At 62.0% G+C, this 13,971-nt stretch carries 12 protein-coding genes and 1 tRNA gene; 4 read left to right on the top strand and 9 right to left on the bottom strand.

All coding sequences use genetic code 11. The features are described from left to right. Positions 1-10: 10 nt before the first annotated feature. Positions 11-1,210: an aspartate aminotransferase family protein gene (locus AC07UR_RS02255; protein ID WP_173418903.1), complete on the bottom strand. Its 1,200-nt coding sequence runs from the start codon at positions 1,208-1,210 to the stop codon at positions 11-13. 420 nt (positions 1,211-1,630) lie between these two features. Between AC07UR_RS02255 and AC07UR_RS02250 the strand changes: the two genes are divergently transcribed. Continuing rightward, positions 1,631-2,155, top strand: a complete 525-nt coding sequence (locus tag AC07UR_RS02250) for a GcrA family cell cycle regulator (RefSeq protein WP_173418902.1) — start codon at positions 1,631-1,633, stop codon at positions 2,153-2,155. A gap of 61 nt (positions 2,156-2,216) precedes the next feature. Here the strand turns inward: AC07UR_RS02250 and phoB are convergent, their stop codons facing one another. The 7 genes from phoB to phoR all read right to left on the bottom strand — a co-directional run bounded on the left by phoB (position 2,217) and on the right by phoR (position 10,080). After that, on the bottom strand, positions 2,217-2,900 hold the full coding sequence (phoB, locus tag AC07UR_RS02245) for a phosphate regulon transcriptional regulator PhoB (RefSeq protein ID WP_025425800.1): 684 nt from the start codon (positions 2,898-2,900) through the stop codon (positions 2,217-2,219). 198 nt (positions 2,901-3,098) lie between these two features. Continuing rightward, on the bottom strand, positions 3,099-3,812 hold the full coding sequence (phoU, locus tag AC07UR_RS02240; protein ID WP_112809004.1) for a phosphate signaling complex protein PhoU: 714 nt from the start codon (positions 3,810-3,812) through the stop codon (positions 3,099-3,101). A 53-nt stretch (positions 3,813-3,865) separates the two neighbouring features. Next, positions 3,866-4,681, bottom strand: coding sequence for a phosphate ABC transporter ATP-binding protein PstB (pstB, locus tag AC07UR_RS02235; RefSeq protein ID WP_115418563.1), 816 nt, complete (start codon positions 4,679-4,681; stop codon positions 3,866-3,868). 13 nt (positions 4,682-4,694) lie between these two features. Continuing rightward, positions 4,695-6,017: a phosphate ABC transporter permease PstA gene (pstA, locus tag AC07UR_RS02230; protein WP_209787701.1), complete on the bottom strand. Its 1,323-nt coding sequence runs from the start codon at positions 6,015-6,017 to the stop codon at positions 4,695-4,697. Further along, the gene (gene pstC, locus AC07UR_RS02225) at positions 6,014-7,498 is read right to left on the bottom strand and encodes a phosphate ABC transporter permease subunit PstC (protein ID WP_209787704.1); all 1,485 of its coding nucleotides are present in this window, start codon (positions 7,496-7,498) and stop codon (positions 6,014-6,016) included. The genes pstA and pstC overlap by 4 nt, the downstream gene beginning before the upstream one ends. Positions 7,499-7,594: 96 nt before the next feature. Further along, positions 7,595-8,629 (bottom strand): substrate-binding domain-containing protein, encoded by a 1,035-nt coding sequence (locus AC07UR_RS02220; RefSeq protein WP_173418899.1) that lies wholly within the window; start codon positions 8,627-8,629, stop codon positions 7,595-7,597. Positions 8,630-8,823: 194 nt separating this feature from the next. Continuing rightward, on the bottom strand, positions 8,824-10,080 hold the full coding sequence (gene phoR / locus AC07UR_RS02215; protein WP_210264429.1) for a phosphate regulon sensor histidine kinase PhoR: 1,257 nt from the start codon (positions 10,078-10,080) through the stop codon (positions 8,824-8,826). A gap of 147 nt (positions 10,081-10,227) precedes the next feature. Between phoR and ppk2 the strand changes: the two genes are divergently transcribed. Continuing rightward, positions 10,228-11,127, top strand: a complete 900-nt coding sequence (gene ppk2 / locus AC07UR_RS02210; RefSeq protein WP_173418897.1) for a polyphosphate kinase 2 — start codon at positions 10,228-10,230, stop codon at positions 11,125-11,127. 32 nt (positions 11,128-11,159) lie between these two features. Here the strand turns inward: ppk2 and AC07UR_RS02205 are convergent, their stop codons facing one another. Further along, positions 11,160-12,335, bottom strand: a complete 1,176-nt coding sequence (locus tag AC07UR_RS02205; protein ID WP_209787707.1) for a biotin transporter BioY — start codon at positions 12,333-12,335, stop codon at positions 11,160-11,162. Positions 12,336-12,750: 415 nt separating this feature from the next. On the opposite strand from AC07UR_RS02205, the gene AC07UR_RS02200 reads away from it, so the two are divergent. Both AC07UR_RS02200 and AC07UR_RS02195 read left to right on the top strand, forming a co-directional pair. Continuing rightward, a complete protein-coding gene (locus AC07UR_RS02200; protein ID WP_209787710.1) occupies positions 12,751-13,761 on the top strand; it encodes an NAD(P)H-dependent flavin oxidoreductase in 1,011 nt (336 codons plus the stop codon). Positions 13,762-13,839: 78 nt separating this feature from the next. Then, positions 13,840-13,915 (top strand) — tRNA-Thr (locus AC07UR_RS02195). Positions 13,916-13,971 lie beyond the last annotated feature (56 nt).

Below are 13,971 nucleotides of genomic sequence, written 5' to 3'. Positions count from 1 at the left end.
GGTTCAAAAATTAGGCTGCGGCAGTGCCGCTCGCGCTTCTCACCGCTTCAGCTGCGCGTTCGATGCGCGCCAGACCCTCGCGCGCTTCTTCGGCCGTCACGGTCAGCGGCGGCAGCAGGCGCAGCACGTTCTCGCCGGCCGGAACGGCCAGCAGCTTCTCGGCACGGATTGCCTTCAGGAGATCCGCCGAAGGCCCCTTGACCTTGATGCCGAGCATCAGCCCGTCGCCGCGGATATCCTCGATCACATCGGGGAAACGATCTTTGAGCGACGCGAGCCCCTGGCGGAAGACCAGGGCGACGTCGCGGACATGCTCCATGAAACCGTCGGCCAGGATGACGTCGAGCACAGCGTTACCGACCGCCATGGCAAGTGGGTTGCCGCCATAGGTCGAACCGTGTGTACCGGCGACCATGCCGGCAGCTGCCTCTTCCGTCGCGAGGCACGCGCCGAGCGGAAAGCCGCCGCCGATGCCTTTGGCGACAGCGACGATATCCGGGTGGATGCCAGCCCATTCATAGGCGAAAAGCTTACCGGTCCGGCCGACGCCGGTCTGGACCTCGTCGAGGATCAACAACAGGCCGTATTCGTCGCAAAGCGCGCGCAGTTCCTGCATGAATTCCTTGGTGACCGGGCGGATGCCGCCCTCGCCCTGGATCGGCTCGATCAGGATCGCCGCCGTCTCGTCGGTGATCGCATCCTTGACCGCCGCGATGTCGCCGAAGGGCACCTGATAGAAACCCGGAGCCTTCGGGCCAAATCCCTCGATATACTTCTGCTGGCCGCCGGCGGCGATCGTCGCGATCGTGCGTCCGTGGAAGGCACCCTCGAAGGTAATGACGTGGAACTTCTCCGGATTGCCCTTGGCATAGTGGTAGCGACGAGCGGTCTTGATCGCGCATTCAAGCGCTTCAGCACCGGAATTGGTGAAGAAGACACGATCAGCGAAAGTCACTGCCGCCAGCCGGCGTGCGAGGCTCTCCTGGCCGGGAACCTCGTAGAGGTTCGACAGATGCCAGACCTTCTCGGCCTGCGCCTTCAGTGCCTCGACCAGATGCGGATGCGCATGGCCAAGCGAGTTGACGGCGACACCGGCGGCGAAGTCGAGATAGCGCGTGCCGTCTTCCGCAATCAGCCAGACACCCTCTCCTCGCTCGAAACGCAACGGCGCACGCATGTAGGTGTCGTAAAGCGGCGTGGTTGCAGTCATGGCGAGCCTCTCCTTCATTGCTATCGGCATCGATCCGCGCCCTGTTAAGCGCGGCAGAAAATTAAAAATGCCGCCTTGCGGCGGCGCAGGCACTATTCCTATTTCGCAGCGCAATGTCAACAAAACCAAGCCTTGCAGTGCGGTCGGACCGGGCTCATCCATGCGACGAAAAAATCACCCGGCAGGGCTTGCAAAAATACAACGCCCACCGAGCAAGTTGGGGAAAACCAAGAAATCGATTCGGCGTGATTCCGCGGACTCTTGCCACGGAGTCCGCCGGTCAGTAGGTTAACGTTCAATTACTAGACGCATGCGGCGGACCTAGTCACCAAAAGTGTTATCGCGTTGCAGCTCCGGAGCCTGTCCGGAGCGTGGTGAGGGATTCTGTCATCGCCAACGCTGAGAACGGAGAGTGCAGAAATGAACTGGACTGACGAGCGGGTGGAAAAACTGAAGAAGCTTTGGTCCGAGGGCCTGAGCGCGAGCCAGATCGCGGCACAGCTTGGCGGCGTCAGCCGCAATGCGGTCATCGGCAAGGTTCACCGGCTGAGCCTGCCCGGCAGGGCCAAGGCTGGCGGCACAGCCGCCGCGACCCGGCCGAAGCAGCGCCCGGCCACCTCGGCGCCGCGCGCTCCGAACTACGCTTCGCGCGTCACCACCCGCACGGTTACCCGCCCGGCTGGCGCCACCGTTCTCAAGGAAGAGGTCGAAGTCGATTTCGTTGCCGAACAGGATTTCAGCGTTCGGACGGATGTGGTCGTACCGATGTCGCGCCGCCTTGAGCTGACGCAGTTGACGGAGCGCACCTGCAAGTGGCCGATCGGCGACCCGCTGAAGGAAGAGTTCCACTTCTGCGGCAACGACTCTCCGGAAGCTTCGCCCTATTGCACTTTCCATGCGCGGCTTGCCTACCAGCCGTCCGCCGAGCGCCGCCGCGCTCGCTAAGGCTTCGAAGACAACACATAAAAAAGGGGCCGCGCGGCCCCTTTTTTATTGGATGAATGGCTCAGCTCTCGAGCGAGTAGCCGGCACCGCGAACGGTGCGGATGACATCCGGCATGCTCGAAAAATTCAGCGCCTTGCGCAGGCGGCCGACATGCACATCGACGGTACGCTCGTCGACATAGATATCGTGGCCCCAGACGCCGTCGAGAAGCTGCGACCGCGAGAAAACCCGACCCGGAGAGGACATCAGAAATTCGAGCAGGCGGAATTCCGTCGGACCGAGGCGGACCTCGCGCGTGCGGCGATGCACCCGGTGGGTTTCGCGGTCGAGTTCAATATCGCCGCAGCGCAGCAGCGTAGACAGAACTTCGGGCTTGGCACGCCGCAGCATCGCCTTGACGCGGGCCATCAACTCAGGGGTCGAGAACGGCTTGACCACATAGTCGTCGGCACCGGTGGCAAGGCCGCGAACCCGCTCGCTCTCCTCGCCCCGCGCCGTCAACATGATGATCGGCAGGCGCTCGGTCTCCGGGCGCTGGCGAAGGCGTCGGCAAAGCTCGATGCCGGAAACACCCGGCAGCATCCAGTCGAGGATCAAGAGATCCGGCAGGCGCTCCTGCAGACGGATCTCGGCCTCATCCCCACGCAGGATCGTATCGACATCGAAACCCTCGGCTTCGAGGTTATAGCGCAAGAGCACACTCAGCGCCTCTTCGTCTTCGACAACGGCGATTTTCGGCAACATCAGGTAACGTCTCCTTACCCAGAGCATCCCGTGTTCGATCGAACGCGACGTGATGCTCGAACATATAGCATCTGAAGCGTTACGGGCGATTTCAAACGCACGCGCGAAATCGGGTGGCTACAGACGCAGCAAAGCGGGGCCGCAACCGTGGCTGCGACCGGATGAGGTTCAAAAGCAGGCACTCGAACGTATTCGGGCTTAGTCCTTTACGGCACCCAGCGTCGACGTATTGTCGTCCTTCGGGCGCTCGCCTTCCGGCTGCGCACCCGTCGCCATGTAGTAGATCGTCTCGGCGATGTTGGTGGCGTGGTCGCCGATGCGCTCGATGTTCTTGGCGCAGAACAGAAGATGCGTGCAGGGCGTGATGTTGCGCGGATCTTCCATCATGTAGGTGAGCAGCTCGCGGAACAGCGAGGTGTAGATCGCATCGATCTCCTCGTCGCGCTCGCGGATGCTGTTGGCCTTCTCCGGCGAGCGGGAGGCGTAGACGTCGAGGACTTCCTTGAGCTGCACGAGGGCAAGCTCTGCCAGGTGTTCAAGACCGCGTGCCAGCTTGCGCGGGATGCCGGAGCCGGCAACGGCGATGACGCGCTTGGCGTTGTTCTTGCCGAGGTCGCCGACGCGCTCCAGATCGGAGGCGATGCGGATCGACCCCATGATCTCGCGCAGGTCGGCAGCCACCGGCTGACGCTTGGCAATGGTGATGATCGCCTTTTCGCCGATCTGGCGCTCGGCTTCATCGAGGATGGTGTCGTCGGAAATCACCTTCTGCGCCAATGCGAGGTCGGAATTGACCAGCGCGCGGACGGATTCGCCCACCATCTGCTCGGCAATGCCGCCCATCTCGGAGATGCGGCGTGTCAGGTATTTCAGTTCTTCGTCATAGGCGGACATTATGTGCATGGACATAATCTGTGATCCTTGCGGGCGCGTTCAGGAAACGGGGTGAAGGCGAGCTTCAGCGATCAGCCGAAGCGGCCCATGATGTAGTCCTGGGTACGCTGGTCATCCGGATTGGTGAACATCTTGTCGGTATCGTTCTCCTCGACAAGATTGCCGAGGTGGAACATGGCGGTGCGCTGTGAAACGCGCGCTGCCTGCTGCATCGAGTGGGTGACGATGACGATGGTGAAGTTTGTGCGCAGTTCGTGGATCAGCTCCTCGACCTTGGCCGTCGCGATCGGGTCGAGCGCCGAGCACGGTTCGTCCATCAGGATGACTTCCGGGCTGACGGCAACGGCGCGCGCGATGCACAGACGCTGCTGCTGGCCACCGGAAAGCCCGGTGCCGGGCTCCTGCAGGCGGTCCTTCACCTCGTTCCACAAGCCAGCCTTCTGCAGGCTGGTTTCAACGACATCGTCGAACTCCGACTTGGTGCGGGCAAGCCCGTGGATGCGCGGGCCGTAGGCGACGTTGTCATAGATCGACTTCGGGAACGGGTTCGGCTTCTGGAACACCATGCCGACGCGGGCGCGCAGTTCGACGACGTCGATCGTCGGATCGTAGATATCGTCTTCATCGAGCGTGATCTTGCCGGTGACGCGGCAGTTCTCGATGGTGTCGTTCATGCGGTTCAGCGTGCGCAGGAAGGTCGACTTGCCGCAGCCCGACGGGCCGATCAGCGCGGTCACCGTGTTCTCGCGGATGTTGAGATTGACGTCGAAAAGCGCGCGCTTCTCGCCGTAATAGACCGACACATCCTTGCCGATCATCTTGTAAGGCACGGTGTTCATTTTCTGATCCAAGGCTTTTTCGACTGCTGCTTCTGACATGATGTTCATAGTAATTACCTCACTACCAACGGCGCTCAAAGCGACGTCGCAACAGAATGGCGCCAAGGTTCATGACGACGAGGAAGATGAGAAGAATGATGATCGCACCGGATGTGCGCTCGACGAAGGCGCGTTCCGCCTCGTTGGCCCACATGTAGATCTGCACCGGCAGGGCCGTAGACGGTTCCATCGGCGAGCCGGGATAGTCGACGACGAAGGCGACCATGCCGATCAACAGCAGCGGCGCGGTTTCGCCAAGCGCGTGGGCAAGGCCGATGATCGTGCCGGTCAGAATGCCAGGCATCGCCAGCGGAAGCACGTGATGGAAGATGGTCTGCATCTTCGACGCACCGAGACCGAGGGCTGCCGAGCGGATCGACGGTGGCACCGCCTTCAACGCCGCGCGGGTGGCGATGATGATCGTCGGCAGCGTCATCAGCGTCAGCACCAGACCGCCGACGACCGCCGCAGACCGCGGCATGCCGGCAAAGTTGATGAAGACTGCCAGACCGAGGAGACCGTAGACGATCGACGGCACGGCAGCGAGATTGTTGATGTTGACCTCGATCAGGTCGGTCAGCCTGTTCTTAGGCGCAAACTCTTCGAGATAGATCGAGGCGGCGACACCGATCGGCAGCGACAGCACCAGCACGATCAGCATCATGTAGAGAGAGCCCAGAGCGGCAACACCCACACCGGCGGCTTCCGGACGGCTGGACGCACCGAAGGTGAAGATGCCGGTGTTGAAGCTCTTCTTCAGGACGCCGGCGCTGGCCAGCTCGTTCATCCAGGTGACCTGCTGGTCCTTGACCTTGCGCTTGCTCTGGTCGACCGCCAGGTCGATCTGCCCCTTGAAGGCGGAGTCGACATTGGCTTCTGCGAGCAACGTCACCGGTATGGTCTTGCCGATGACCGTGGGGTCGGCGACGACGATGTCGCGCAACAGCGTGCGGGAACTCGCCGAGACCATGTCGGTCGCCTGCTTGACCAGCGGACGCTTGCTTGCGTCGATGCCGAGCTGCTTGATCAGCGCATCGCGCACCAGGAGCGGATAGTTGGCGGTCATCAGCACCTTGCCGTCGGTCGTACGCTCACCCTTGGGGTCGATGACCTTTTCGGTGAATTCGATCGGCAGCGTGATCGTCGTCTGCTGGAACGCGGTGTAGCCGTTGGAAAACACGGTCCACAGCAACAGGGCGAGGAAGAACAGGCCGAGGCTTATGGCGCCGATGCCATAGGCACGGAACCGACGCTCGGCGGCGTAGCGGCGCTTGATGCCGATATCGCGCTTTGCGGATGCGGGACGGGTGGAGATCCGGACGGCCGGGGAAGCGATGTCGGTCATTCGTACTGTTCCCGATACTTGCGCACGATGTAGAGCGCATAAATGTTGAGGCCGAGCGTGATGACGAAGAGCGTGATACCGAGCGCAAACGCGACGAGCGTCTGCGGCGAGGTGAACTCAAGGTCGCCCGTCAACTGGTTGACGATCTTGACCGTCACCGTCGTCATCGGCTCGAAGGGATTGATCTGCATGCGGGCGGCGACACCGGCGGCCAGCACCACGATCATCGTTTCGCCGACGGCACGCGAGGCGGTCAACAGCAGAGCGCCGACGATGCCCGGAAGTGCTGCGGGAAGGATGACCTTCTTAACCGTTTCGGAACGGGTGGCACCGAGACCGAGCGATCCGTCACGCAGCGCCCGCGGCACCTGGGTGATGATGTCGTCCGACAGCGATGAAACGAACGGGATCAGCATGATGCCCATGACGATGCCGGCAGTGAGGACGCTCTGTGCCTGGATGAAGTTCTGATAGTTGCCGGTGACCAGACCGTTCAGCTGGGCGGAAATATCGCGCAGGAACGGGCCGACGGTAACGAGTGCGAAGAAACCGTAGACGATGGTCGGGATGCCCGCCAACACTTCCAGCAGCGGCTTTGCCGTCGAACGTAGGCGCGGGCTTGCATATTCCGCCATGTAGATGGCTGCGAAAAGACCGATCGGCACCGCGAAGAGCATGGCGACGAAGGCGATGTAGAGCGTGCCGGCGAGCAGCGGGATCAGGCCGAACTGGCCGGAGGCGCCGCCACTGCCTGCAGCCGCAAACCGCGGGTCCCAGACGGTGCCGAAGAAGAACTCGAAGGGCGAAACCATGGTGAAGAAGCGGCCCGCTTCCGACAGCATCGAAGCGATGATGCCGACCGTCGTCAGGATGGCGATCGACGAGGCGACGACCAGTGCGCCAAGCATGACGCGCTCGACCTGATTGCGGGCGCGAAAACGGGTGGCGATGTTGCGGATGGCATAAACGCCGCCGGCAATGGCGATCAGGAGCACGGCCGCGCTCATCAGCCAGCGATTGGTGACGGTCATCGCGTTGAAATGCTGGGCAGCAGTGATCATGTAGGGCTCACCCTCACCCGCCAGGGCCACGCCCTTGGCAGCAAGCGTGGAGCGAAGATTGGCCGAACCGCTTTCAAGCGCGGAAACTTCTTCGGCCGTCAGCCGCTTCAGTCCACCGGCAACCGACTTGACCTGGCCAAGTGCCAGTTCGACAGTCGCGCCACCCTGCGCCTGCACCGTTTCGGGCAACACCGCCCGGGTGCTGGAGTCGATATAGACAGGTGCAGCGACGAGCCAGGCACCGAGCACCAGGGCTGCCGGGAGGATCGCCCAGATCGCAACGTAACTGCCATGATAGCCGGGCAAGGAATGCAGATTGGAGAGCTTGCCGCCAGCCTGCGCGAAGGAGCGCGCACGGCCCGCAAAATAAGAAATAAAGCCAATTAAAACAATGAGCAAAAGAAGAAATGAAGTACTCATCGGCACGTCTCCGCGGCGTGGCGCTCAAGGCGCTGCCGGCAGTTCGGATGGAGGCATGCCCCGGCGCGAGCAATGTCGCGCCGGGGCTTGTCAGTATCAGAGCATGTTGCCGGCTGCGAAAGCCTTGCGGATCTCTTCGCGCTCGGCATCCGGAGCAGCGACGAGGCCGTATTCGGCAAGCGGGCTTTCCGGGCCGATCATCTGATCGTCGAGGAAGAACTCAACATATTCCTTGAGGCCCGGGATAACGCCGAGGTGCGCCTTCTTGACGTAGAAGTAGAGCGGGCGCGAAACCGGGTATTCGCCGGAAGCGATCGTTTCGGTCGACGGAACGATGCCGTTGACGGTGGCGACCTTCAGCTTGTCGGCGTTGTTTTCATAGAAAGACAGGCCGAAGACGCCGATGCCGTTCTTGTTGGCGGCGATACGCGCCAGCGTTTCGGTGTAATCGCCGTCGATGTCGACAGCCAGGCCGTCCTTGCGGACTGCGACGCACTTGCTGTGCTGCTGCTTTTCATCGGCAACGGCAGCCTTGATGACGTCGAGGGCGCCGGCTTCCTTGCAGCCTGCAGCCAGGATCTTCTCTTCGAAGACTTCGCGCGTGCCGTGCTTTTCGCCCGGGATGAAGGCGGCGATATCGGCGTCCGGCAGAGCGGCGTTGACTTCAGACCACTTCTTGTAGGGGTTGGCGACGAGCTTGCCGTCGACGACGACTTCAGCAGCCAGACCCTTGTAGAGATCGACGGGCTTGAGAGCGAGGTCGGCATTGCCGGCGTCGGTTGCGAAGACGATACCGTCGTAACCGATCTGGATTTCCTGGATTTCGGTGACGCCGGCGGCCTTGCAGGCCTCGACTTCGCTGTCCTTGATCTTGCGCGAGGAGTTGGCGATGTCGATGGTGTCAGGGCCGACGCCCTTGCAGAATTCCTTCAGGCCAGCCGAGGAGCCGCCGGATTCAACAACCGGGGTCTTGAAGTCCGGGAAGGTCTCGCCGAACGTCTCGGCGACGATCTTTGCGTAGGGAAGAACCGTCGAGGAGCCGGCGACCTGAACCTGATCGCGCGCGACAGCCACGCCAGCGAACGCGGCGGATGCGACGAGCGCCGCGACAGTGAGTTTAAGAGCTTTCATAAAAGTTCTCCCGGAATGGGCTTGTGTTGAGTGCGCCAAGCGTTGCAGCGCTCTTCGCCGTCTGATCGGCTGCCCCTAACTAGCCGCCGATAGCCACACCTTTTATGTCAGTTTCGCGAAACATTTATGACAGCTCATGTCATTGAAAATCATAATGAAAAATGAACAGCGCAACGTTATCCGGCGCCAATATGTCAAAAACGCACGGTAAACACCGTGCCCTTGCCCAGCTCCGAGTGGATCAGGAGCCGCGCGCGATGGCGGGTCAGGATGTGCTTGACGATCGCAAGGCCGAGACCGGTGCCCTTTTTCGAGCGGCTCGCCTCGACATTGACGCGGTAGAACCGCTCGGTGATGCGCGGCACATGTTCGGCAGGAATGCCGGGGCCATAGTCTCTGACGACGACCTCGGCCTGCCCGCCTTCGCCGCCGGAAAGCTCGACATCGACCTTCTTGCCTTCCTGGCCGTATTTGCAGGCGTTCTCGATCAGGTTCTCGAACACCTCGGTCAGCTCGTCGCGGTCCCCCTGAACGACAACGGGACTATCCGGCATCGTCAGCGTGATCGTCACGTCGAGATCGCTCGCAAGCGGCGCAAGACTGTCACGGACATGGCCGAGCAGCGGGCGTAGGTCGATCGTATCGTCAGGTGCGATGTGGGATTTCAGCTCCAGCCGCGACAAGGACAGGAGGTCGTCGACAAGCCGGCTCATGCGTGTCGCCTGCTCGTGCATGATGCCGAAGAACTTTTCCTGCGCCTTCAGATCGTTGCGCGCCGGGCCTTGCATCGTCTCGATGAAGCCGCGCAACGATGCCAGCGGCGTGCGTAGCTCGTGGCTGGCATTCGCAACGAAATCCGAGCGCATGCGATCGATGCGGCGGGCCTGCGAGATGTCGCGGTAGGTGAGCAGGAAGACCCGGCTCCACGGACCGTCGCCGCCGATTTCGGCGGGCGCCACCCTGACCACGTAGACCGCATCGGACGGCAGACGCTCGGTGTGTTCGATCTGGTTGATCTTGCCGGTCGCGATCGTCTCGCGAACCATATCGAGAATGCCGGGCGAACGGACGCGGGCTGCGAGATAGCTGTTGGGCGGAATGGTGCCGAAAGCCTTTTCGGCCGCGATATTCTGGAAGACGACGGTTTCATCGACCGCCACGACCAGAACCGGCATATCGAGCGCGTTCAAGGCCGGGATCAGCGCGTCGCTGGCGCCACCCGTCACGGCTGCCACCTTGGCCGCTTTTGCGGCCTTTGGCAGCGCCGAGGGCGCACTGCGGTTGAGCAGGGCGGCGGCAAGCACGATCCAGAACGGCAGGACAGCGAGAAAATGAATGCCAGCAATGGTCGCAAGGACTGCCAGCAGCGCCGTCAGGCCGAGCAGCCAGCGCTCCGCCTTCAACCGCGGCACGAGCGTCCGCCAGAACGCCTTGGAACCGTCCAGCACCATATCCTCATGAATCACTTTGGTCTTCCTCCCGGCCTCAAATGGTCGAGAGATAACGACGCTTCATGACATGATTTTCACGACGCGCTTGAATCCGCAATGCTATTGTGGCCTCCTCACAGGAAATCGCTCGGGCTGGAGGAAGACCACATGGCGTCAACGCAGGCGGCAACGAAGACCGAAAGCCGGGCGGTGGAGCTCGATATCGGCGGCAAGAAGCGGCTCTTCGACGTCGACAACCCGGAATTGCCGAAGTGGATCGACGAGGCGGCCTTTGCCTCCGGCGGCTTTCCCTACAAGAAGAAGCTCGACGACGACGACGACTACCTGAAGACGCTGGAAACGCTTCAGATCGAACTGGTCAAGCTGCAGCTCTGGCAGCAGGCGACCGGCAAGCGCATCATCGCTCTGTTCGAGGGCCGGGACGCGGCCGGCAAGGGCGGCGCCATCCATGCCACCAGCAGCAACCTTAATCCCCGCTGGGCCCGCGTGGTCGCCTTGACGAAGCCGACCGAGACCGAGCGTGGGCAATGGTACTTCCAGCGCTACATCGCGACCATGCCGACCGCGGGCGAACTCGTGCTCTACGACCGCTCCTGGTACAACCGCGCCGGCGTCGAGCCGGTCATGGGCTTCTGCACGCCAGAGCAGCACGAACAATTTCTCAAGCAGGTGCCGCGCTTCGAGAAGATGATCGTGCACGAGGGCATTCAATTGTTCAAATTCTGGATCGATATCGGCCGCGAAATGCAGCTCAAGCGCTTTCACGACCGTCGCCATGATCCGTTGAAGATCTGGAAGCTGTCGCCGATGGATATCGCTGCACTCAACAAATGGGACGACTACACCGAGAAGCGCGACCAGATGCTGAAGGCGACCCACACCGACCATGCGCCGTGGACAATCGTGCGGGGCAACGACAAACGACGCGAACGGATCAATCTCATTCGCCACATCCTGTCCAAGCTCGATTACGAGGGCAAGGACAAGGATGCAATCGGCGAGATCGACGACAAGATCGTCGGTTCAGGCCCCGGCTTCCTGAAATAGCCGAAGCCGGCGAGCCGGCCTTTCGTGCAGGCTTATTGGCCCGGCAGGACGCGGATGGCGTAAAGGTTCAAGCCCTTGCCGCCGCCGCTGATGTCGCTGTTGATGACGATCTGCCCGGCAGCGCTTGGCGCGAGGCTTCGGTCGAACGTCACCTTGAACAGCATGTCGACCCGCTCATCATGCAGGGTGAAACGGTGTCGGCCGCACTCACCGAGTGAAGAGAAGTTGCACTCCACCGCGAACTCCGTCGACTTGCCGGGCGTGGCCTGTACCGTCAGCGCCAGCGTCGACGTCTTGCCCGAAAGTTCGGTCAGGATCGCCGCAGGAATCTCGATGGTCACGTCGCCGTCCGCATCGGGATCGCCAGAGGTCAGCAGGATGCGCTGGCCGCCGTCGTCATTGACAGGCTCGGCAGTCGCCTGCGGGCCAGGCGTGATCGCCCCCGTCTTGCCGGGCGTGTACACCTCGACCCAATCGCCGGTGAAGCCTTCCTGGGCGCCGAGCGTCGGCAGACCGGCAGCCCCGTCGAAATCCTGTGACGCCACGGTTGCCGGCGGATTGGCGACATTGGTGTCGCGCGCGGCCGGCGACTGCAGAAGATTGTTGGTCTCGACCCACCAGACGGCGGCGACGACCGCGGCCAACAGCGTCGCGACGACCATGGCGAGCGACAGCAGGCTGCCGCGCTTGCGTCGACGCTTGCGGCCGTCGGCTGCGCGCAATTCCGGCGCGACCGCTCCCCTGCCTTCATTCGACTGCCTGGCCGCAACCTCGCCGGCCGCAGCCGTAGAGACAACAGGGCCGTCGCGGTCGGCACGAAGGCCACCAAGTCCACCGTCATTCTGTCCGTCGCGCGGAGTCTGGCCGGCAAAAGCCGGCTCGCGGCGGCCATCGGAAGGCGCGGACGGCTGCGGTTCGGACCTTGCCGCTGCCGCAGCGCGCGGTGCGACAGCATCATCGAGGCTGACAGACGGGGCCGGCGCCGGGCGCGCCTTCAGGGCTGCGCGCTCCTCGGTCTCGATCGCGTGGATGATCGCTTCCAGCCGATGGCGCTGCTGGGCGACGACGTTCTGATCCTCGATCCCCTGCTTCTGCAGCCCGGCTTCGAGCGCCTGGCGCGCGGATTGATAGATACGCGCCCGCGTCTCGGCGTTGGTCCTGTCGGAGCGCTCCAGCGCATTTCGGATTGCAGTCTCGAGTCCGCTCACGTCAAATCCTTCTGTGCATACCGGGCCTTACAACACCGCGCGTCAAATCTGGCGCGCAAAGGACGCTGTAACGCTTTAAATCTGCTGCATAATCCTAGCCTTAAATCGGATCCGATTTAAAGGATTATGCCGTAGCCCCGCCGGCGCTCGTCATTTCGATCGGCGCCTTCTTTGTCATCCGCAAGCTCTTATCGGTTAATTCCGGATGCACGCCGTTGGTTTTGTTAACAATTGCGTAACCGCTGCTTTCAAAATCCGCAAGTCCGACGCGCGGGCGACCCCGGCAACGTCGGGGAAAACTGCCCGACCACCATCGCGCCGCCACGAAAATCCGCATCTTTGCAAGCGCGCAACTTGCTGCTATCTATTTTGACGTTTACGCAAACGTCAAAAATTCTACGGGATGGAGAACTCGATGTCGCTGCCGCCAATTCTTTCCGGAACGACGAGACTGCCGGTAGTCGGCGCACCTTTGTTCATCATTTCGCATCCCAAGCTGACGATCGCGCAGTGCAAGGCTGGCGTGGTCGGCTCCTTTCCGGCATTGAACGCCCGCCCGCAATCGCAACTCGACGAGTGGCTTGCCGAAATCACCGAGACGCTCGCCGACCACGACGCCCGGAATCCCGGCCACAAGGCCGCGCCTTTTGCCGTCAACCAGATCGTCCACAAGTCCAACACCCGCCTCGAGCAGGATCTGATGCTCTGCATCAAGTACAAGGTGCCGGTGGTCATATCTTCGCTTGGCGCCGTGCCTGAGGTCAACGCCGCCATTCATTCCTACGGCGGCATCGTGCTGCATGACGTCATCAACAACCGCCACGCCAATTCGGCGATCCGCAAGGGTGCTGACGGGCTGATCGCTGTTGCCGCCGGCGCCGGCGGCCACGCCGGCACGCTTTCCCCGTTCGCCCTCGTCCAGGAAATTCGCTCCTGGTTCGACGGCCCTCTGCTTCTCTCGGGCGCGATCGCCAATGGCGGCGCCATCCTCGCCGCCCAGGCGATGGGCGCCGACATGGCCTATATCGGCTCGCCCTTCATCGCCACGGAAGAAGCGCGTGCCAGCGACGCCTACAAACAGATGATCGTCGACAGCAATGCCGCCGACATCGTCTATTCCAACTACTTCACCGGCATCCACGGCAACTACCTGAAACCATCGATCGCAGCCGCCGGCATGGATCCGGCAAACCTACCGGAAGCCGATCCGTCGAAGATGGATTTTGCCCAGGCAACCGAGGGCGCCAAGGCCTGGAAGGACATCTGGGGCTGCGGCCAGGGCATCGGCGCCGTGCGCGAGATCACCTCGGTCGCACATATGGTCGATCGCTGGGAGCGCGAATACGATGCCGCACGCGCCCGTCTCGGGCTCCACTCCGCGCCGACGATCGCTACCAACAAGGAATTTTCAAGTTCTCGAAACTGATGGCTTGAAATCTTGGCGCTTTGCGTTTATCAGCGCCTCACACTTCGTTCCGCGGTCTTTTCGCGGAACCGCCTCAGGGCCGCTTTAGCTCAGTCGGTAGAGCACATCATTCGTAATGATGGGGTCAGCAGTTCGAGTCTGCTAAGCGGCACCATTTTCCTTCAAAGAAATGAGCACTGTAGCGGGATGAAAGTCTGAAGCTGGCCGAAG

This window comes from Ensifer sp. GW821-FHT05G01, assembly GCF_059419585.1.
The sequence above is the reverse complement of the archived record's forward strand: the minus strand, read 5'-3'. Positions and strand labels throughout refer to the sequence as shown.